Origin of the sequence: Trichodesmium erythraeum IMS101, from assembly GCF_000014265.1 — a bacterium.
Lineage (GTDB): Bacteria > Cyanobacteriota > Cyanobacteriia > Cyanobacteriales > Microcoleaceae > Trichodesmium > Trichodesmium erythraeum.
Map to the genome: position 1 here is coordinate 3,489,723 of NC_008312.1, position 22,509 is coordinate 3,512,231.

General features: G+C 33.9%; 12 protein-coding genes. 8 read left to right on the top strand and 4 right to left on the bottom strand.

Annotation, left to right across the window (positions count from 1 at the left end):
• Positions 1-15: 15 nt before the first annotated feature.
• On the bottom strand, positions 16-330 hold the full coding sequence (locus TERY_RS10660) for a DUF6439 family protein (RefSeq protein WP_011611841.1): 315 nt from the start codon (positions 328-330) through the stop codon (positions 16-18).
• A gap of 51 nt (positions 331-381) precedes the next feature.
• On the opposite strand from TERY_RS10660, the gene TERY_RS10665 reads away from it, so the two are divergent.
• The 5 genes from TERY_RS10665 to TERY_RS10685 all read left to right on the top strand — a co-directional run bounded on the left by TERY_RS10665 (position 382) and on the right by TERY_RS10685 (position 8,988).
• Positions 382-795: a hypothetical protein gene (locus tag TERY_RS10665; RefSeq protein ID WP_011611842.1), complete on the top strand. Its 414-nt coding sequence runs from the start codon at positions 382-384 to the stop codon at positions 793-795.
• 2,627 nt (positions 796-3,422) lie between these two features.
• Positions 3,423-4,814: an asparagine--tRNA ligase gene (asnS, locus tag TERY_RS10670; protein ID WP_011611843.1), complete on the top strand. Its 1,392-nt coding sequence runs from the start codon at positions 3,423-3,425 to the stop codon at positions 4,812-4,814.
• Between the two features lie 1,512 nt (positions 4,815-6,326).
• Positions 6,327-7,088 carry a DUF1995 family protein gene (locus TERY_RS10675; RefSeq protein WP_011611844.1) on the top strand — a complete coding sequence of 254 codons (762 nt, stop codon included), beginning with the start codon at positions 6,327-6,329 and terminating at the stop codon, positions 7,086-7,088.
• 217 nt (positions 7,089-7,305) lie between these two features.
• A complete protein-coding gene (locus TERY_RS10680; RefSeq protein ID WP_011611845.1) occupies positions 7,306-8,061 on the top strand; it encodes a metallophosphoesterase in 756 nt (251 codons plus the stop codon).
• Between the two features lie 222 nt (positions 8,062-8,283).
• Complete coding sequence (locus TERY_RS10685; protein ID WP_011611846.1) at positions 8,284-8,988, top strand: TrmH family RNA methyltransferase; 705 nt, start codon at positions 8,284-8,286, stop codon at positions 8,986-8,988.
• A 106-nt stretch (positions 8,989-9,094) separates the two neighbouring features.
• Here the strand turns inward: TERY_RS10685 and TERY_RS10690 are convergent, their stop codons facing one another.
• The gene (locus TERY_RS10690) at positions 9,095-9,949 is read right to left on the bottom strand and encodes a M48 family metalloprotease (protein WP_011611847.1); all 855 of its coding nucleotides are present in this window, start codon (positions 9,947-9,949) and stop codon (positions 9,095-9,097) included.
• A gap of 1,478 nt (positions 9,950-11,427) precedes the next feature.
• On the opposite strand from TERY_RS10690, the gene TERY_RS10695 reads away from it, so the two are divergent.
• Complete coding sequence (locus TERY_RS10695; protein WP_011611848.1) at positions 11,428-11,955, top strand: DUF4330 family protein; 528 nt, start codon at positions 11,428-11,430, stop codon at positions 11,953-11,955.
• Positions 11,956-12,441: 486 nt separating this feature from the next.
• On the opposite strand, the gene TERY_RS10700 is transcribed toward TERY_RS10695, so the two are convergent.
• Positions 12,442-13,242, bottom strand: coding sequence for a methyltransferase domain-containing protein (locus TERY_RS10700; protein ID WP_011611849.1), 801 nt, complete (start codon positions 13,240-13,242; stop codon positions 12,442-12,444).
• A 689-nt stretch (positions 13,243-13,931) separates the two neighbouring features.
• A complete protein-coding gene (locus TERY_RS10705; RefSeq protein WP_011611850.1) occupies positions 13,932-15,557 on the bottom strand; it encodes a 2-isopropylmalate synthase in 1,626 nt (541 codons plus the stop codon).
• A 1,245-nt stretch (positions 15,558-16,802) separates the two neighbouring features.
• Here TERY_RS10705 and egtC point away from each other — a divergent pair.
• Both egtC and TERY_RS25180 read left to right on the top strand, forming a co-directional pair.
• Positions 16,803-17,591: an ergothioneine biosynthesis protein EgtC gene (gene egtC, locus TERY_RS10710; protein ID WP_011611851.1), complete on the top strand. Its 789-nt coding sequence runs from the start codon at positions 16,803-16,805 to the stop codon at positions 17,589-17,591.
• A 490-nt stretch (positions 17,592-18,081) separates the two neighbouring features.
• Positions 18,082-22,206, top strand: coding sequence for a LamG-like jellyroll fold domain-containing protein (locus TERY_RS25180; RefSeq protein WP_011611852.1), 4,125 nt, complete (start codon positions 18,082-18,084; stop codon positions 22,204-22,206).
• The last annotated feature ends 303 nt before the right edge of the window (positions 22,207-22,509 follow it).

The following is a 22,509-nucleotide window of genomic DNA, read 5'->3' on the forward strand; positions in this document are numbered from 1 at the left end:
TAAAGTTAAAGTAATTTATTTTTTATGAGAACCATGACTTGGACACGGAGGTGCTGATATAGATTGATTTAACCATTTAGTTGCTTGCTGTAGCCGTGTGATCGCTTCAGTAGTTTTACCCTTAATCATAAAAACTAAGGCAGCTATAGTTAGCTCTAATGCACGAACCTGGCGATTAGATTTGAGTTTATGCCAGTCTCTTTCTGGTATTGCAAGTCTTGCAGCTAATGCTTGGGCTAGTTCTAGTGTACTATATTCTTCTAAATCTCTATGGTGAAAAGTATGTACTTTATTAGAAGTGTTTGTAGAAATAGAGTTAGGTTTAAGCATATCTATCTAGATAATGTTTTTCAGTAAACTTACTATATTAAGTATGACAGTATGAACTCTTCTCCAGAAGATTCTCCGAAAAAATTAAATGATGAATTTTCAAATTATGTCCCAGTTAATCAAGACTCAGAAGTTACGGAGACGAAGTTAGCACAAGCATTGGCAGAGGTAGAACATAACCTGAGTTCGCTGAAAGAACGTTATTCCCAAGTCCAGTACTACCAAAAACGCAAAGTAGAACTGCAGCATCGTTTAGAAGAAGTACGGCCGGAAGTAGGTCGCCAAAAAACTCATAAATTAGAAGAAGAGTTACAACTGATACGGACAGAATTAGAAACAATAGAATTAAATCTAGAAAGTAGTTTATTTCGTTTTGATACCATAAAAAAACCATTTTGGCAAGCTGTAAGATTTGGAGGTTTAGGAATTGTTATTGGTTGGCTTTTAAAATCTTGTACTGGATAATATCAAGTCTTTATATTTTTTTTTGTAGATAGTTAAGAATAAAAAATCATACTGGGAATTAGATAAGGTAAACAGATCTTATATTTTTTTCTTTAGAACTGCCCGTGTTGAGTCGTACTTGCGCCATTGTTACTATAAGTGGCCGAGTTCCTGATCAGCCAATTCCTATCTAGGTATTGTCAATTAACCTCTGTCACTAAAAGCGAGGTCTCAAACCTCTTATTTCAGGGTTCGGAGAAAAAAATCAACTTTAATATTTCAATCTGGATGTTGAGCACTGCTAGGTACTGACAACTAATAGATAAATGCTAATAACTAAGATGTCATGTTTAGTAAAAGCGTTTACAAGAAGAGCTGATAAAAATCGGGATATACTTCTAATATAGACAAATCTTTACTATGTATTTTTAACAAACGTTAGCACTTTAAATCAGAGCATAAATTTAGATGGAAAAAAAATTAAACTAGAAAAACTATGATACAAACCAATTTTTCTGAAGCGCAGGAGCATTGTGAAGCGCGAAGAAAATCTTGATCGAAGTTTTTGGGACTTAGAATGCAGTTTAGACTGGGGCTATGCTTGAAAACTTAATAGATGCTAAAGTAGTATATTTGACTACTGCTCATAAAAATTGGAAAGAATATATGCTCTACTGGAATCAGATAATTAAAGATTTTATCGTATAGATTTTGGCTATAGTAATGGTAACAATGCTTTATGGTTATCGTAACAAAAAGGCTCTAAAGTAATACGAGTTAATACTAGTAGTGGGTCTAGTTTGAAAAGTGTGGGTGAAAAAACCTAGCTCCTCCTTAAAAAGGGGTTGACTGTTTTATTAAGTGTGAAAAACACAAGAGGTTAAGGGGTGTAGATTTAATTTGTTCGCTCCTTACCGAAAATTTTAGTCATATAGTTCTAGTAGCTGGAGAAACAATACCATTTATCAAAAACTCTTCAAAGGGGGATTTTGATTAGAATTAGGGACATTGTCTGCAATGTTTAGTAAAACACCACCTAAGATTAACATTAATTTAGCTGCAAAAAAGTTATTTCCTTTGTGTTAATCATTTTGAATTATTATTCAATAACAGAAGTTTGACAAAAAGTTAGCATTAATACATAAGAATTGGTATGATTTAGTTAAAAAAAAAATTACAGCTCGGAAGCCTTCTGAATGTGCCAGTTTTTCAAAGTCAAGAGCAAAGCTTGACGATCTGCTTGGCAGATATGGAAGGGGATATTTATGCTAGTTTAGCGATCGCTCCACTAGAGCTCAAAACTATGATCTAGCGAAATGAAGATAACTGATAAGCAAAAAGCCAATAACTAATTAGGACTTACTCAGGCACTACCTTATATAGTAGGAAGAAGAACAACCTTAACACACCTAATTTTGGTGTATAGTTACACTTTGAATACATAATATTATGTCCGCCTGAATACTTATACTTTTACTTTGGTGGATAATTTTTCTGCTTTATTTTTATAGGAAATTTTTATGCTGTGGCGATCGCTCTATGGCCAAACTCTAGGACAGTGAATGCACAAGCTGATATTAAGACAGATAGAGTTCCTAATGCTTGTTGGTTATAGAGAAAACTTAAGAGTTTGCTTTCTCAGTATCAGTATTATTGCCTTTTCATCTCAGGGATAGCTGACACCTAAGCTACTGGACTGACACAGCTAAAATGGTGCAATAAATTGGGGTTGGGTTGAAAGACATTAGCAAAGCTTATCCTTAGAATAAACTAAACCAGAATAAAGCACATATTGGATTTCACTTAGTTCTATAAGAGCTTACATTCTTAAGGGAGTCAGTCCATTAGTCTAGATTTAATATTACTTTGACAAACAATGTCTAATCCCTATTTATTAATTGAGTGAGACATATAGTTAGGTTTGCATCTTACCATTCTAGTGTGTCACTTTTGCTTTTGCGACATGAAATACTTTTTTAGCGACTTGAAGTATGTATGTTAAATAATTGGAGAATTTCAGCATAAATGCAAGATTCAGATGACCCAGACTGGGACAATTAAATATTTAACCTCTCCAAAAATGCTAATTTGGTAACGACGGGATCAGATTTTGGGAATCTTTTGGTGGAGATATCTATTAGGTAAATGCTTACCACCTTTATCTTGCTTTATCTTGTTGAGCTTTAATGGTTCTTTTCCCTTCAGTTCATACCATGCTTATGCTTAAGTTAGCTTTTGTGTTGTTTTTTGAGTAAAATTGGCAAGCCATATCAAAGATTTGTTCTTAATAGTTAATAAAAATATTATTTATTTCGTTGTGATGTGCCTAAATATAGCAAATGAGCAAGCAAACGACACACAAGGGAAATTACGATAATTATAAAAGTTCAGACATCTTGCACGGTAGATGTGTACCTCACAGACAATGGGAAACGCTTTAAATATCTTTATTTAGGATAGCATCTAAACTTATGGAATTTTTCCTATGAGAGATACTGATCATAGCATAATATTCTATAATAGAAAGCCAAACTACACCAGATGGTTAAGGCCGGGATTTATCTCGTACTGACGCTATCCCTTGCAGGCGTAGGGCTTTTGCCGGATAAAGCTAAACTTTATAATACTATAAAAGCAGGATTAAATATATGACAAAGCAACGAATTGCAAAAATATTAGGAAGCGGTCAACCTGATGCCAAAGTAACAATTCAAGGGTGGGTACGCACTAAGCGAGAATTGAAAGAGTTTGCTTTTGTAGAAGTTAATGACGGTTCATGTTTAGCTAATTTGCAAGTAGTATTAAATCCTGATCTACCAAATTATCAGGAAAGTTTGCAGCAAATGAATACAGGTGCCTCAGTAGAAATGACTGGTATTTTGGTAGAGTCCCCAGCAAAGGGGCAAAGAATTGAATTAAAGGCAGAAAGTATTACTGCTTATGGTGATGCCGACCCTGAAACATATCCTTTGCAGAAAAAACGTCATTCTTTTGAGTTTCTCCGCACTATTGCACATTTGCGAGGACGTACTAATACTTATGGAGCAGTTTTTCGGGTAAGAAATACTTGTGCTAATGCCATTCATCAATTTTTTCAAGAACGAGGTTTTTTGTGGGTTCACACTCCTATTATTACTGCTAGTGACTGTGAAGGTGCGGGAGAAATGTTTACTGTTACTAATTTAGATTTAAAGAAAATTCCTCTCACAGAAAAACAAGATATTGATTTTAGTCAAGACTTTTTTGGAAAGTCGGCTTTTCTGACAGTTAGTGGTCAGTTAGAAGCAGAAATTATGGCAACTGCTTTGAGTAATGTTTATACGTTTGGTCCGACTTTTAGAGCAGAAAATTCTAATACTTCTCGGCATTTAGCTGAGTTTTGGATGATTGAACCTGAGATGGCTTTTTGCGACTTGGAAGGAGATATGGATTTAGCTGAGGAATTCTTAAAATATATTTTTAAATCTGTTTTAGAAGGTTGTCCGGAGGATATGGAATTTTTCAATAAACGGATTGATAAAACAGTTTTTGAAACCGCGGATACAATTATTAATAATAGTTTTGAACGGATTACTTATACTGAGGCAGTTTCTTTATTAGAAAAGGCGGATAAAAAGTTTGATTACCCGGTAGACTGGGGTTTGGATTTACAGTCAGAACATGAACGTTATTTGTGTGAGGAGTTGTTTAAAAAACCTGTTATTGTGACTGATTATCCTGCAAAAATTAAGGCTTTTTATATGCGGTTAAATGATGACGCTAAAACAGTTAGAGCAATGGATGTTTTAGTGCCGAAAGTAGGAGAAATTATTGGTGGTTCTCAGAGGGAAGAACGTTTAGATGTTTTGGAGAGGCGCATAGATGAACAGGAGATGAATAAGGAAGAATTATGGTGGTATTTAGATTTGCGGAGGTATGGTACTGTCCCTCATGCGGGGTTTGGTTTGGGATTTGAAAGAGTGGTACAGTTTATGACAGGAATGGGGAATATTCGAGATGTGATTCCTTTTCCGAGGGCACCTCTAACTGTGGATTTTTAAAATTATAAATTGTTGGAAAAGTAGGGGACGATATAGTTTAATTAATGGGCAAAAGTTAAAATTTAAAAGTTAAAATGTAAAAGTCTAGTAGGGTGCTTTATACAGACCTAATTCAGGGTATAAAAACTATTTAAAAATATATCGTAACGCACCATTTATATTTCTTAAGTCTACTACTTTTCGCAAAATTTATAGTGTTCCCACAGTTTAATGGTAAGTAGATAATATACATAATATATAATCCTATTTTGCTAATAGTCAAAATGATAATTTGCCTGAAGCTATTAATGCATTATCTATGGGAGGTTTGGTTGGCAAGTAATGTTAGGATATAATATCTTTAATTAGATCAATAAAAAAACGATATTTGATATAAAATTATGGTTTATAAATAGAATAAATTTAAATAATTGAGTCAATTAATGTTAAAAGTTTGTGTTAATTACCCAGATTTTATCAACAGTAAAGTTTACATTAGGCAAAGCTTAAATTATGTTAGTTTAACTGCACTGAAAACTATGGGCAATTTCATAATTATTTGCAGCAGTTTACTGGTAAATTTCCAGACATTTTTGAGGAATATTCACCAAGCAAACTTCAAGATCGTTATTCTGGTGTTGGTAAATTAACATCAAAAAATCTAAATATGGCTAAACATAAATTTTTTTTCAGTTAATAGTTAGGCGATCGCTATTAAAGGATAATCACGTGCCAAAATCACTAACACCCTGATTTTGAGCATAGAGCATATAAGAGAATTTTTACTTATTGGTCATATTTAATTGTTATATTAGACATTTCTATGAGGAGAAATATACAGGGCATTCGGTGGTTTATGAGGTACAGTAGTAACAGTGTTGAAAATATTGTTTGAAGTGGTTAGTCTTTAAACAAAAGTACAGTAGAAAATATTATACCAACCATTTTTGCAGTGGTAGTCTGAAACTGATACAAAAAAAATGTTCTTATGTAAATTTCAGTCTATTAATACTATACTTAGGGCTTTATGAAAAACTATGCATGGGTTCGCCTATAACTCAGAACTCAGGAGTATTTTATCCCCCCTTCCTCCTCCTGAAAATCCTCTGTTGAAGATAAAAGATAGAAATAGAAAAGTTTTTGATAAATGGTTGAAACTCTAGAGCAGATTTCATCAATGGTGATGTAAGGTTTTAACAGGCAATATTATTTTACTACAAAGGTTTGATCATTAATATTTATACAACATAAATTTGGAATTCCCTATAAACTTAGCTTGTTAATAAGTCGATCAAGTCCTCAGTGATAGGACAACCTGTTTACTTTTTAAAATGAAAAAATATTGGATTAAGAAAGAGGGAAATAAACAAATATCTAAATATTCAGCTATTATTTATTTTCCCATAATAGCTTATGTGATATTGATTCTAGTTCAACTTTATACTTAATACTTATTATAGTTATGAAAAGTAACTAAGATACCTTTTAAAATTTTCTATCAACCCATATTAATTTAGTAGATATTAATCATAGATGACTAAACTACCCAATGATATAAATGAGGCAATTGTCCAAGGAATGGAAGCGACTAAAGCAGCCCTCCAAGATGGTTATACTAGAGTCCAAATTGAGATAGTTGTTCCAGATATAGAACTTCAAGCTCAATCTCTGGCAAAACAATTTATCCCTGCTTTGCTCGAAACAAGTACTAAGCTCAAAGTCTTTTTTCCTGACTCGGGAGCAGCAGCTTTAGCTAGACGAGATTGGCAAGATGCCACGTTTAAAATAGAAGATCTTGGTACAAGTAGATCTCCTGTTGACAAAAAAGTTGAACCTGAAGACCAATGTTTCTTATTAATTGCTCCTTCTGCTATAGAAGTGGCCCAGACTGAAAAATTGTCTAATCTTGCTGGCGATCGTCCAGTTATTATGTTAATCCCGAAATTGGAGGATGTTTCTATTGTGGGAATTGGTTATGCAGCACGCCAACTTCGAGAAAGGTTTATCAAAACTATTGAATCTTGCTATTATATTAGGTCTCTTGGTGGGGCAGCACTATATCGTTGTTATCCTTCTCCCTGGCAAGTTTGGCTTGAAGAAAACGGCCAGTATAAGTTAATTGCTGAACAACCAGAAAAACCAGTAGGAGATGAAGTAGATATGATTTTAGCTAAAGCTACTGGTACAGCTAAAACAGATAACTCTATTTCATCTTCTCAGACTATGAATAGTTCTCCAAAAAAGAAAAGTTTATTAACCGAAATTCAAAAATTTTTCCGTGCTTTGAGTAACTAATTTTCTATAAAGACCGAAGGTATTGATGATATTTATGTAGTCTGAAAATACCTTCCAAAATCATGTGATATACTATCAATAATTAAGTATAGTATTAAAATATCTTTACTATACTTGAATGAAAACTTAAACTTAGTATGATGTAAAATTTTTTCTTTTGCCTACTTTAATAAGCAAGGAGATCAGGGTATGATAGTCAAACCTATTAGAAGCAAAAATGAACCAGAGACGTATTATTATTGGCGATATACATGGGAATTATGATGGCCTAATCGCTTTATTAGATATGGTAGCTCCTGGCATAGATGATATGGTATATTTTCTAGGAGATTTAATTGATAGAGGTCCGAAAAGTTCTCAAGTAGTAGAATTCGTCAGAAATAGTCCTTATCAGTGTGTCATGGGAAACCACGAACACATGATGATTCAAGCTCTTTCAGATACAGAACTCAAGCATGAGGCATGGCCACATTGGTATAATAGTGGTGGTCTTGAAACTGTGGAGAGTTATCGAAAAACAGGAGCAATGCCTTATGATGATTTAGAGTGGATGCGATCGCTACCTCTATATCTAGACTTAGGAAATATTTGGTTAGTTCATGGAGGAATTAATCCTAAACTACCTATTGAAAGGCAAACTTCCCATGAATGTTGTTGGATTCGCCATGAGTTTCATTCTGTGAAAAAACCTTACTTTTCTGATAAATTAATTATTATAGGTCATACTATAACTTTTACTTTTGATGATGTTGAACCCGGAGAATTAGTTTGTGGACAAGGTTGGTTAGGTATTGATACTGGTGCATATCATTCTCACAGTGGGTGGCTCACAGGGTTAGATGCTGATAATAATATTATTTATCAGGTTAATATTAAGGATAATCAAACTAGGAAAGTACCCTTAAATGAACTTGTGAAATCTTATAAATCTAGGAAAAAATTTTTTCAAAATTTATCAAAATTTTCTCAATAATCAAACAAAACTAAGAAAAGTTTAAAGTGAAAAAATATTGGTTATAATAGCCTGAAGCCATCAAATAAAGTCAAAATATTGAAGATAAAAGATTTAAATTTTATTGAGTTGCCAACATTTTTTTGTAGTCATATAAATAAAAGCTTTTTCCATAATTTTGAATCTTATTTATTCTGGCTTCACTTCTACTTTATCTACTCATATAGTTGAAATTAATGTTGAATGGAAATAGGAAAAAAACAACAATTAATTACTTATTTAAGTCAATTTATAACTCCAGCTCGTCGGGAAAAAATCTTATCAGTTTTACAGCAACGAACCCGCGACATTACTGTTATTTTAGAAGATATTTATCAGCCCCACAATGCTAGTGCAGTCCTGAGAAGTTGTGACAGTTTTGGTGTACAAGATGTGCACATTGTAGAGAATAAAAATATTTTTACAATCACTCAGAGTGTAACTATTGGTTCAGATCGTTGGTTAACATTATATCGTTATAATGAACAAAGTATAAACAATACAGAAGAATGTTTAAAGAGATTAAAAAATGAGGGCTATGTAATAGCAGCAACAACTCCCTATAAAGAGCATATAACCATTGAGGAATTATCTGTAAATACAAAAGTAGCGTTAATGTTTGGTTCAGAAATAAATGGGTTATCAGAATATGCTAAAAACAATGCAGATGTATCGGTCAAAATTCCCATGGTGGGGTTTAGTGAAAGTTTTAATATTTCTGTTAGCGCCGCTCTATGTTTATATAATTTGATGAGTCGCCTCAAAAAAGAGCATAATAATTGGAAATTAACGGAGACAGAAAAATTAGATTTGGAATTAAATTGGTTGCAGAAATCTATTAAAGGCGGGGAACTTATTGAGAAGAAATTTTTCAGAGATATTTATCAGACTACAGGCGGTGGGGAGTAGGAAATATAGGGAGATAGAAAACAATATTTAGTCAGGTAGGGTGCGTATTTACGGCTTAAATTTAAGCTGTATTTCTCTCACGCACCATTTTAGCTGTGTTAGTCTGCTAGGGCAGCAACCTATTTAAAATTACCTGATAACGTCTATCATCTAACCCATCACCATTATAGGCAAATTCAGGATTAATCATTTGTTTCATCTGAGAAATTCGCGTCGATGTTGCTGGGTGAGTGCTAAGAAAAGATGGCGGCGAAGATTTTTTCAACAATTTTTGCATAAATGTAATTGCAGCATATTGAGCATATCCTGCTTTTCCTAATGTTTCAATTCCAATTTGATCAGCTTCAAATTCTGCCTGGCGGCTTTTGGGGCGACGTAATGCTAATTCTACCGCTATTTGAACTGCAACACTATTATCTACACCTGCTGCAGTCGCTAAACCTTGTGCTAATAATGTTTGACGTAATTGTTTTAGTGCATGGCGATCGGCAATATGAGCAATTTCATGAGCAATAACACTAGCTAATTCTGCTTCATTATCGGCAGCTTTCATTAAACCAGTATTGATGTAAACAAAGCCTCCCATAGTAGCAAAAGCATTTATACTATCATCCTCTACTACCTGAAAAGTATAGGGAATATCTGAGCGGGGACTTGCTAAAACTAATCTTTGCCCAATTCTATCAATATATTTCTTAGCTGCGCGATCGCGATAAAGTTTAATATTTCCACTTTCCAATAACTGTTGATTAATTTGTTTACCTAGTTCAACTTCTTGAGTTTTAGACAGGTTAGAAATTGAGATCATTTGAATACTGCGAAAAATTAATTCTCTCCAGGGAATAGCTTGGCTGGGAAGTACTGTACCTGTCCATAAACTAACAGCGACTATCACAGATATTAATGGGTATAATATTCTACGATAGGAGGACTGAGAAATCAAAGATAGTTTTTTCAACATGATGAATTTTTTTTATTTAGAGGTACTAGATTTTGGGTCTATCAAGATATCATAAATTCGCAAACTATGTTTTGCTAATCTTGTTATTAACTACAAAAGTTATATATAGGTTTTCCGCAAAGCAAAAACTAAATTTTTTCTGGAATATAAGGGAATTTAGCTAATAAAAACTTCCTTATCTTCCCCCTTAAAACTAATTTTTATCCTAAGTTACTGTGTAAGCATTCAGCCCTCAGACATCAGCATTTAGCTATTATAAAGATTTCCTAAAGTCTTGGCCGTATTAATCTCTAAATTTTTATCAGCATATCAAACCATTCTAGTAATATTTTATGAAATTGGGATTTTAATTTTTATTAAAAGTAATACTATACTTAAAAAGTAGTAAAAATTATGTAAGCATTCAGCTCTTTAGCAGTCAGCTTAAGCGCTTTTCCTAGACCATTGTGCGCAAAAAAAGATGAAGTTGAGCTGCTGATCTTTTTTATGTCGAACTTTTCATTCTTCTTGGAAGCTCATTATTTTTTCTAGCTAATTTGGAGCAGTCAGCTTGAGGGCTTTTCCTGAAAAATACGGGAAAAAAAGATAAAGTTGAGCTGCTTATCTTTTCGGTGTCAGACTTTTAATTCTTCTTACAAGCTAATTCCTCTAGCTGATAACTGATAGCTGAATCCTTACAAAATTACTAGAAACATCACAGAGGTTAGTCAACAATAAAATTACCTCAATAAATAGTATTTATAAATATAAAATTTAAGTATCAAAACTTTTTTTGATAATTAGTATTAGCTATTAATTGATAGTTTGCTCTGTAGCAATTATTATTAATATATTTAAGGATAATTAAAAGTATTATAAAAAAAATCCCAAGAATTTTTTTTTACTTTAATATGTTTAAAAAAATGAACTTTTTTTTGATAATTAGCATTGGCTATTAATTGATAGTCTGCTCTGTAGCAATTATTATTAATATATTTAAGGATGATTAAAAGTATTATAAAAAAATCCCAAGAATTTTTTTTTACTATCCATTTTAATATGTTAAAAAAAATGAACCTTTAGCTCTTATTACCTCCTCATTAAGTATAAGTTACTAAGAATTAATAATCGAAATTATCTTGACTTATAAAGTATATATTTATTATTTATAAAACAGCTAAAAATGACTGCAAGCGAACTTAATAGTTACATCATTGTGATTTCTTTAAAAAGATGTTTTTCTGAGGAGTATTATTAATTTTATTTACTGCACCTTTTTACATACAAGAATACTCATGATACTCATATAAATTTTCCCACACTGTCTACAATGGATAGTTTATGTGGTAAATGTAGAAAAGTGATTAATCTTGACTTTGTGCTCAGACAACTAACTATATAGTATATGGGATATGTTGGAAGACTATAAAAAGCTCACTTGATAATTGGGCTATTTAATGTTGAGCAGTTTACTTTTGTAAAAATTAAGTTATAAAGTTATGAAAATTTTGGATTCTCAAGGACGATTATTTGGTAAAATCAGTATCTTAGACCTTGGTGCCGTGTTAATAATTTTTATGGTATTGGTGGGAATATTTGTCTTTCCTGGTACTAACAAAAATTCTGTTGCTCAAGTGGGCAATGTTATTACGAAACCAGTTGAAGTAGATGCTATTGCTTTAGGTTTAAAAGGTCGTTACCCTGAAAAATTATTAAAGGAGGGGGAAAAAACTCAATTAATTATCCGGAACCAACCTTATGGAGAAGTCGACCTAAAATCTGTAGAGTTTTTGACTCGAAAAGTGGCAGTTCCTCAACCGGATGGAACGGTAAGAGCTTTACCAGATCCTAGAGATAAAGAACTATTTAGTAGAAATGTTTTACTAACATTAAAAGGTCAAGGCAGAGTTACTAATGATGGTCCTGTTTTAGGAAATATTAAGGTAAAAATTGGGATGACAATTGAGCTAGAAGGTAGGGACTATAATTTTAATGCTAGTGTAATTGATGTACGAGTACAAGAGTAATTTATACTATTTCTCTGTAATAACTTGCTTAATAATTGTTGCTTATATCTTATTTACACTGACTATTTTTAATCTTGAGATATTATACAAAGTGTCAAAACAAAATTTGAATTTGTTTTAATAATCAGTGTGATTAAAAGACTTTAAATAAGATTTCTCTTTGGCAAAAAAATATAATTTCTAACCTCAAGAATGGTATTGCAGCTATTTATTATGAATCTTAATTCCTAATAAATGGTTCCTAGTAATTTGTAGCCAATATTTATCATTATTGCTTAGTATTACAGTATGTTTAATAATCAGTGAGATATACTTTTGCTAAGTAAGATGCTCATAGTAAAATATTTTACTATTCACAGATTGTAGATAATTTTATTATCAATGCTGTATCTGTAATTTCCTATAAGTATTAGACTACTTAACTCCTAACTCTCAAGAAGTAGAAGTTTGGTAACTGAACTTCTACTTTTGCTATTAATCAGAAATTTATTTAGTTGCTACTACTGCTAAATTCCAAGCAAATTTTTTAATTAAAGGCAACTTTTTTAACACCACATCCAACTTTTCTAATCTCCTATACATTGGTTCTAATCTTTGATGTTCAATAATAATCTTCTTCCAATAACGTTCTTGATTTGGATTAACTTTTTCAATTAAATAAAACCTGAGAAAAATCCACAGAGTTGCTAACCAAAAAGTATCATAAGCTGTTTCTGAATAAAGAGATTTGATAAAATCAATAATATTAATATCCAGAGGCGTTTCATCCTCAGTTCTCACTTTTGTCGCAATGCGTCGATAAATATTAATAACTGGATTATGTTTTAATGGGTCCCAAAAACAAGCTTTACCGCCAGGTTTAAGAACCCGATGCATTTCCCTAATTGCTAATTTTGGATTTGGTAAGTGGTGAAGTAAGTTAGAAGCATAGACAAAATCAAAGGTATTATCAGGAAATTCTAATGCCATAGCATCCATAACTTTACCTTCAACTTTTACACTATTTTTTTCTGCTAAATTAACAGCAACATCTACCATCCCTGAAGAATAATCTGTCGCTAAACACCGTGCTCCTTTTTTGGCAAAATAAACACTATTTTCTCCAGCTCCACAACCTAAATCTAACAAGTATTTATCTATTAAATCTCCCATTTGTTTAAGAATAAATCTGTTTTCTGGTGCGGTACAACTTTCAAAATAATCAACTACTCGGATACCTTCAATATCAATAGTTGATGCCCAAACATCGTGAAATTTTCGCTCTTTAGCTAATACTTTGTCTTCCATTGATTACTTCCTGATATTTTAAATATGTAAAAAAAAATTGCTTTTACAGTAACATTAATTATTGTATTTGTTTTCAACCCAAATGATTACGGGATTTTAAATTCAATTTAGGTCTAAATTTTTATTGGATATAAATAATATTAAATATAGCACTAGTTGTTAATTTATTGATTTTTTTTGACATCTAATTCCCTTTAGCAAATTGTTGTTCGATCACCTTTAACTTCTCTTATTACTACATCAGTAACAGGATAGGAATTTTCACTCAAATACAGCGCTTGACCTTGTTATCAGGTATACCCCGCGGGCAAGATGCATGCACTACATAATTTTCACAAAATATAGCCGTACATTATTTGCCTGATCGGATGCTGTATATAGTTTGACGATCTAGAGCTAATTTAGTACTTTTCTTAAATTCATCAAATAAATTATATCAGTATTTACCCATAATAACCTTATGTAGTAGAGGTTTTCATATTGTGGAGCATGAGCTGCCATTAACCCCTACAAATGCTATATATATAGTTGTTTTATAGTAAATGGGGTTTTTCCTAATAACTGAGCGTTAGCACTCCCAAATACTTGAAGTTTTAGTAGGTTTTACCGAGTTTATTGCCCTAATTATTATTGTTCAAATCAAGAAATTTTGTTAATAAACCCGGTTTCTACAATAAGTTTTAAGCTAGTCAACTACCAGCTACTACTTCCGTAGGTTGATCCTTTGGTAAATTTATTTTCTCTACACCTCTTTGCAAAACTGCATACAACCGATTTAAAGCACTTAGATAAGCCTCAGCAGATGCCACAATAATATCAGTATTAGCAGCATGACCAGAATAAACCCGCCCTTCATGGCGCACGCGAATAGTGACTTCCCCAATAGCATCAATACCAGCAGTTACAGACTGCACAGAAAACTCAACTAAATCATTTTCTACATTCACCACTCGGTTAATTGCTTTGTACACAGCATCTACAGGACCAGTACCAATGGCAGCATCAGTTAATTCTTCCCCATTGGGAGTGCGGATAATAACTGTAGCTGTAGGGCGAGAGCGATCGCCACAAGAAACCTGCACCAACTCCAAACGGAATAGTTCCGGTGGTTGTTGAATTTCAGCATTAACAATAGATTCCAAATCCCAATCTGTTATTTCTTTCTTTTTATCTGCCAAGTCTTTGAACTTGATAAACGCCTTATTAATTTCTTCATCTGAAAGTTTAAACCCAAGCTCTTGCAACCTACTTTGGAAAGCATGACGACCCGAAAGTTTACCCAAAACAATCTGATTATCTGTCAACCCAATTGACTGAGCATCCATAATTTCATAGGTCAGTTTATTTTTGAGTACCCCATCTTGGTGAATACCTGACTCGTGAGCAAAAGCATTAGCACCAACAATAGCTTTATTTGGTTGCACGAACATTCCTGTCAAACTAGAAACCAAACGAGATGTTTTGTAAATATGACGAGTATTAATATTAGTTAGTGGTGTTTCTGACTCTGGTGGGCGACCAAAAAATGGGTTGAAATATTGTCGCCGAACGTGAAACGCCATTACCAATTCTTCTAAAGCAGCATTACCAGCACGTTCCCCAATGCCATTGATAGTACATTCTAACTGACGAGCCCCATTTTTCACTGCTTCCAGAAAATTAGCGACTGCCAAACCCAAATCATTGTGACCGTGAACTGAAATAATAGCTTGGTCAATATTTGGTACATTTTCTTTAATACCCCGGATCAGCCCCCCAAACTCAGCAGGAGTTGTATAACCTACAGTATCAGGAATATTCACAGTAGTAGCTCCAGCAGCGATCGCCTTTTCCAATACTTGATAAAGAAATTCTGGGTCAGAGCGACCCGCATCTTCCGGAGAAAACTCTACATCGTCTACAAAGGTTTTAGCATAGGCAACCATTTCTGAAGCAATCTCCAATACTTCTGCTCTAGTTTTCTTCAGTTTGTAAGCTAAGTGAATATCAGAGGTAGCAATAAAGGTATGAATACGCGCTTTAGCTGCTGGTTTAAGGGCTTTACCTGCTGCCTCAATATCTGCACGAGTTGTTCTTGCCAAACCGCAAATAGTTGGGCCTCCTTCTACTCCCACTATCTCAGCAATTTTTTGTACTGCCTCAAAATCCCCAATACTAGCATAGGGGAAACCAGCTTCAATGACGTCTACTCCCAAAAGAGATAGTTGTCGAGCAATGGTCAATTTTTCATCTATATTGAGAGTTGCTCCTGGAGATTGTTCTCCATCCCTGAGGGTAGTATCAAAAATAATAACTCGGTCTTGACTGGTGATCATTGCTTTTTCTTCTTTTACTCTATAATGTTAAAGGGAAGTTGGCTTTATTTTATGCAATTTCTTTTCAAGTCCCTACACAAGCGACCGACTATAAAAGTTACAATACAAGACCGGACTTAGTTTGTAAACTTTTAGCTAATAGTCGGTAGGACTTATGCACGCACTTTAAATTATACACCAAAAATAGGGGTTAAGAACCAAGTGCTATGGCAAATGAAAACCTCTACTATTTATGGTAATTATGGGTAAGTCCTAGTAGGATTTTTCTTTAACTGCTACTTATATTGTTCAAGCTTGGCCACTATCTCTAGTTGATATTTTCCCCGGCTGTTAGGCACCCTTAAACAACTGACCCGTGGCTCTGATGAGAGTTAATGTTTTACGGTTAGCCTAACCCACCCCTCTTGGGAAGTGAACCGTCCATTTAAAGTCTGAGAATGCCTGAGGGCGACTTACTAAAAATTCTTGTTTGTCTTTGCTTGTTTCTTCAGGGTGCGAATTTCTCCGAAACCTAAAAGCTGCTCAAGTTCAACTTGAGGGTACGCGGAGAGTTTCTTAGGATCTCTTCTGTTGGAGGGTTTTTAGTGATACAAGGCGCGTGTTCAAAAACTACTTATTAAAAAGCTTGATGGGCGGGCGAGGCTTTAGAGCAAATTTTTCCCTAAATTTTAGATAAATGTTAGTATAATCTGTGAAAATTATAATCCACTTCCATCTCCTCCCAGGATTTGGAGTTTTAGGGTTATAGCACTTTACTCACTATTTTATGGTAAGATAAATATATCAGTTTTACTAAGCTCATTACTTTGAGTTTAGTAAAAGATTTATTGAAAGCATCTACTAAACCTATTCAATAAAAAGATTTATTGAAAGCACTGACTGAATAAATCGACTAAATAAATATTTAAAAGGACTGGTTCTACTATCAAACTAGGGATAATGTACTGGCAATTTGAAGTTCTATAAGTGCTGGCGATCGCTGATTATTAGAAAATAGTTTTACTATCTTAAATTTAAGTTGCGATCGCTCAATTTGATCAGTTTTCTATACCCTACCTTTTCAACCTTAGTCGGTCTAAAACAGATATTTTAAATTATTTTTTTTTAATTGATGGTATTACTCTATTGAATAAATTTCTCTCGATCTGAATTAGTTAAAAATGGATTGTATTGTTCATCAAAATGTTATGGTAATTAAATTACTAATATGTAGATGTATACTAAAATCAAAAATCAAAAAATTATATGTGTAGATTATTAGGTTATCTTGGTGAGCCAATCTTATTAGAGTCCATTCTTACTCAACCAAAACACTCGTTAATAGTCCAAAGTTATCAACCCCAAGAAATGCAAGAGTCATTACTAAATGCTGATGGATTTGGATTAGGTTGGTATGATACTCAAAAGCAGACTTCACCTTTTACTTATAAAAATACCCAACCTATTTGGAATGATATAAATCTTAAGAGTCTTGGTGGTTATATAGAGTCAGGCTGTATTCTAGGTTATGTTAGAAGTGCAACTCTTGGTCAAGGAATTGATATCAGTAACTGTCAGCCATTTAATTACAAAAATATACTATTTATTCACAATGGCTATATTGATCAATTTCGATCTACTCTTTATAAACCCATACGGGATTCTCTCCAAGATATTCCATATTTATTGATTAACGGTAATACGGACTCTGAACATATTTTTGCTTTGTTAATTAATGAAGTTCTTGAAATAATTAAGTATAACTTTCAAGAAGCTTTACATAATATATTAATGTTTTTGAAAAAAATTGCTCAGGAAAATAAAGTCAAATTTTTGGCAAATACAATTATTACAGACGGACATCAATTAGTTGCTTCTAGATTTGCTCAAGAGGCAAGTTCACCTAGTCTTTATTGGTTAAAAAATTCTTCTAAATTTCCTAATTCTGTAATTATAGCTTCCGAACCTTTGTTTGCAGATGATTGGCAAAAGTTTCCAGAACAAAGTATCACTAAAGTCAGTGAAAATCTTGATATTCAGATCTATCAAATATGAAAGAGAAATATGAGATATTTATCCCAAGAAAAATATCTCTATTTTAGATATTATATTTTAAGTGAAGTTAATTAATACAATAACCCCGATACAAAATACTATTTTGGGGTCAAAAAATCGACCATAAGTGAATTATAAAAAATTGCTTATTTTACCTGGTAAGACCTAGATATTATACTTAATACTTGAGTATTAGTGTCTGAAATTAAATTAAATAAAGGGAGAGCGATCGCCTGTTTAGCACAAAATATTTTTTTTAGAAAAAAAATATAAAATTTAACCATATTAAACTTCATGAGTAGTATAATTACTCATTAAAGAAAAGAGAAGCTGACTTAATATGCAGTGTATAGTGCATCTATAGACCTAAAATTTATTGTATGGGTAAAACTCTACACAATCATCTGAATTCTATATTTTTGAGAGAATCAAAGGATGATGAGTATCCTCAGTAAATTACCAATTAATTAAGACAAAAGGAGAATAATTAGTGTCTAAAGTTGCTACTAAAAATATTACATTCTGGAATACTACTGGTTATAATTATCCAGGATTTGGCAAAACCGTAGAAGTCCCTGATGGCCTAGGTGGCACAATAAGTATTACTTATAATCAAATTGATTATAATGACCGTAACTGGAAAGCCAAACCAGATGGCAGTGTTCCTGTGACAGAAAATCGCTTCCTCTCAGGAGAAGTAGGGAATAATTTTAGCTTAACAGGCCAAGTACAAGGCATAACTGCTACTATGCCTCTTATAAGAACTCTAGGAGCTGAAAATAACTATTCTGTCACTTTAGATTTTAGTAAATACAAAGCCTCCGCAGGAGGTTCAAAAGCAACTGATGGTGCAACCTCTGGTGACACCTATTTAGCCATATCAAGATTTTTTAACGGTAGCAAAACTGGATATACAACCATTAAAGTCACTGCAAGAACTCTCGATGGTAGCGAACTTAACCTAGGTGATTGGAAATTATTCAACAGTGGAACTCTCGGCCAAGGCAATAATGCTCGGATATTCTTAAATGCAGCTACTCAAATTCTTTCTGGTAAAAACTCTCAAGGCAAACCAGAATTCTGCCCAACTCCACCTAACCCAAACTCTTCTCTTGGTAAAGGCACAGGGCTAGGTTTATTTGAGTTAGCAAGTAATCAACGTTATGTATCTATTACTCTTAGCTTTAAACAAAAAAAAATTACAGGTTCTTTGCCTAATGATTTACACGATATTTATGTTGCTAGCAATACTAGTTCTACAAGTCCAATTGATGTAACTCCTCCACCGATGGATATAAATCGTGGTTTACAAGTACATTTGCCATTGAATGAAATAGTCAAAAATGCCGAATCAAAAAAAGAAGTAGTTGATATTTCAGGAGCTCAAGTTAATGGCAAAGTTAATGGTGCAAAAGTTGTCGCCGACTCAAAATTTGGTCATTGTCTAAGTTTTGATGGGGTGGATGACTATCTTGAACTACCAACAGCAACTATTCCTCAAACAGGGGCAATCACAATTAGTTTTTGGGCTAATGGTGATAACTCTTTACCCAAGGATAATTCCATAATAGCTGCATACGACCAAAGTAATAACAGGGTGATTAATATTCATTTACCTTGGAATAATAGTTACATTTACTTTGATTGTGGAAATACGGGAAACAGTTATGACAGAATAGAAAAATTAGCTAAAGCTGCTGATTTTAAAGGGAAATGGACTCACTGGGTATTTACGAAGAATGTTACCACTGGAGAGATGAAGATATATCTCAATGGTGCTTTATGGAGTAGTGGTAAGGATAAGAGTAAGCAAATAAGTGGCATGACCCTGGTGAAGCTTGGTTCTGGTTATGGATTTTATCATGGTCAAGTTGCTCATCTGCGAATTTATGACCGAGTGTTGTCTGCAGAAGAAATTAACGAATGTATGAAGGTGGATGTAACTCCTCCACCGATGGATATAAATCGTGGTTTACAAGTACATTTGCCATTGAATGAAATAGTCAAAAATGCCAAATCAAAAAAAGAAGTAGTTGATATTTCAGGAGCCCAACTCAATGGCAAAGTTAATGGTGCAAAAGTTGTCGCCGACTCAAAATTTGGTCATTGTCTAAGTTTTGATGGGGTGGATGACTATCTTGAACTACCAACAGCAACTATTCCTCAAACAGGGGCAATCACAATTAGTTTTTGGGCTAATGGTGATAACTCTTTACCCAAGGATAATTCCATAATAGCTGCATACGACCAAAGTAATAACAGGGTGATTAATATTCATTTACCTTGGAATAATAGTTACATTTACTTTGATTGTGGAAATACGGGAAACAGTTATGACAGAATAGAAAAATTAGCTAAAGCTGCTGATTTTAAAGGGAAATGGACTCACTGGGTATTTACGAAGAATGTTACCACTGGAGAGATGAAGATATATCTCAATGGTGCTTTATGGAGTAGTGGTAAGGATAAGAGTAAGCAAATAAGTGGCATGACCCTGGTGAAGCTTGGTTCTGGTTATGGATTTTATCATGGTCAAGTTGCTCATCTGCGAATTTATGACCGAGTGTTGTCTGCAGAAGAAATTAACGAATGTATGAAGGTGGATGTAACTCCTCCACCGATGGATATAAATCGTGGTTTACAAGTACATTTGCCATTGAATGAAATAGTCAAAAATGCCAAATCAAAAAAAGAAGTAGTTGATATTTCAGGAGCCCAACTCAATGGCAAAGTTAATGGTGCAAAAGTTGTCGCCGACTCAAAATTTGGTCATTGTCTAAGTTTTGATGGGGCGGATGACTATCTTGAACTACCAACAGCAACTATTCCTCAAACAGGGGCAATCACAATTAGTTTTTGGGCTAATGGTGATAACTCTTTACCCAAGGATAATTCCATAATAGCTGCATACGACCAAAGTAATAACAGGGTGATTAATATTCATTTACCTTGGAATAATAGTTACATTTACTTTGATTGTGGAAATACGGGAAACAGTTATGACAGAATAGAAAAATTAGCTAAAGCTGCTGATTTTAAAGGGAAATGGACTCACTGGGTATTTACGAAGAATGTTACCACTGGAGAGATGAAGATATATCTCAATGGTGCTTTATGGAGTAGTGGTAAGGATAAGAGTAAGCAAATAAGTGGCATGACCCTGGTGAAGCTTGGTTCTGGTTATGGATTTTATCATGGTCAAGTTGCTCATCTGCGAATTTATGACCGAGTGTTGTCTACAGAAGAAATTAACGAATGTATGAAGGTGGATGGTACCGATGCCACATCAACTACTGATGAGACTGATACCATATCAACTAATGATGTTACTGATGTCACCCCAACTACTGATGGTACTGATACCACATCAACTACTGATGGGACTGATACCACACCAACTACTGGTGGGACTGACACCACACCAACTACTAGTGAGACTGATACCACACCAACTACTGATGGGACTGATACCACATTAACTACTGATAGGACTGGTACCACATCAACTACTGATATTACTGATGCCACATCAACTACTGATGGGACTGGTACCACATCAACTACTGATGGAACTGATACCACACCAACTACTGATGGAACTGATACCACATTAACTACTGGTGGTAATGATACCACATCAACTAATGATGTTACTGATGCCACATCAACTACTGATGGGACTGGTACCACATCAACTACTGGTGGTAATGATACCGCATCAACTAATGATGTTACTGTTACCACACCAACTACTGATGGGACTGATACCACATTAACTACTGATGGGACTGTTACCACACCAACTACTGATGGGACTGGTACCACATCAACTACTGATGGGACTGTTACCACATCAACTACTGGTGGGACTGATACCACACCAACTACTGATGGGACTGATACCACACTAACTACTGATGGGACTGATACCACATTAACTACTGATAGGACTGGTACCACATCAACTACTGATATTACTGATGCCACATCAACTACTGATGGGACTGGTAACACATCAACTACTGATGGGACTGGTACCACATCAACTACTGATGGAACTGATACCACATTAACTACTGGTGGTAATGATACCACATCAACTACTGGTGGTAATGATACCACATCAACTACTGGTGGTAATGATACCGCATCAACTACTGGTGGTAATGATACCACACCAACTACTGATGGTACTGATACCACATCAACTACTGGTGGGACTGATACCATATCAACTACTGATGGTACTGATACCACATTAACTACTGGTGGTAATGATACCACATCAACTAGTGATGTTACTGATGCCACATCAACTACTGATAGTACTGATACAACCCAAAAACCTATGGAATATCAGATTTATCAGGTAAAAGGTAATCCCACAATTAAAACCGGATATCAAGGATCAGAATGGACTGCAGTTATTGCTGGATTTAATTGCGGAGCAAAGAAGAAACACAAAGCAACAGCATTCACTATCATGCCTGTTCTAGATGATGGAGAATGGAAAATTAAGTGCGATATTAAGGATGTAGATGATCGCTATTGGGATGTAGCAGTTCTATTTATCAGGAACAACATGGTAAATATGTTAAACCATTTTCACCGTTAAATAGCTGTAACTTAAAACCGTATTTGATAGATTTTTTAAGGGTAGTTTTTTATAGCTACCCTGTTTTTTGTAGTCTAGGCTCTTAATAGAAAAGAATAAAGCAAACTTTTATAAAAGACATCTCCAAAATCAAAACTAAGCTATAATTTTAGTTAAGGTTTTGATAAAAAAATATACTAGTGAATAAAATATAAATAAGGACCTAGAGGATACTAAAATAGTTATTAATTTTCTTTTAATAAATAATTGAAAAAATTAATAGAAAATGCTTAAATTATAGTCGACAATAAAGAAGCAAAAGCA

Bases quoted from the DNA above. Each gene is read 5' to 3' on its own strand.
- TERY_RS10660 (WP_011611841.1), bottom strand. From the start codon at position 330: ATGCTTAAACCTAACTCTATTTCTACAAACACTTCTAATAAAGTACAT.
- TERY_RS10665 (WP_011611842.1), top strand. From the start codon at position 382: ATGAACTCTTCTCCAGAAGATTCTCCGAAAAAATTAAATGATGAATTT.
- asnS (WP_011611843.1), top strand. From the start codon at position 3,423: ATGACAAAGCAACGAATTGCAAAAATATTAGGAAGCGGTCAACCTGAT.
- TERY_RS10675 (WP_011611844.1), top strand. From the start codon at position 6,327: ATGACTAAACTACCCAATGATATAAATGAGGCAATTGTCCAAGGAATG.
- TERY_RS10680 (WP_011611845.1), top strand. From the start codon at position 7,306: ATGAACCAGAGACGTATTATTATTGGCGATATACATGGGAATTATGAT.
- TERY_RS10685 (WP_011611846.1), top strand. From the start codon at position 8,284: ATGGAAATAGGAAAAAAACAACAATTAATTACTTATTTAAGTCAATTT.
- TERY_RS10690 (WP_011611847.1), bottom strand. From the start codon at position 9,949: ATGTTGAAAAAACTATCTTTGATTTCTCAGTCCTCCTATCGTAGAATA.
- TERY_RS10695 (WP_011611848.1), top strand. From the start codon at position 11,428: ATGAAAATTTTGGATTCTCAAGGACGATTATTTGGTAAAATCAGTATC.
- TERY_RS10700 (WP_011611849.1), bottom strand. From the start codon at position 13,242: ATGGAAGACAAAGTATTAGCTAAAGAGCGAAAATTTCACGATGTTTGG.
- TERY_RS10705 (WP_011611850.1), bottom strand. From the start codon at position 15,557: ATGATCACCAGTCAAGACCGAGTTATTATTTTTGATACTACCCTCAGG.
- egtC (WP_011611851.1), top strand. From the start codon at position 16,803: ATGTGTAGATTATTAGGTTATCTTGGTGAGCCAATCTTATTAGAGTCC.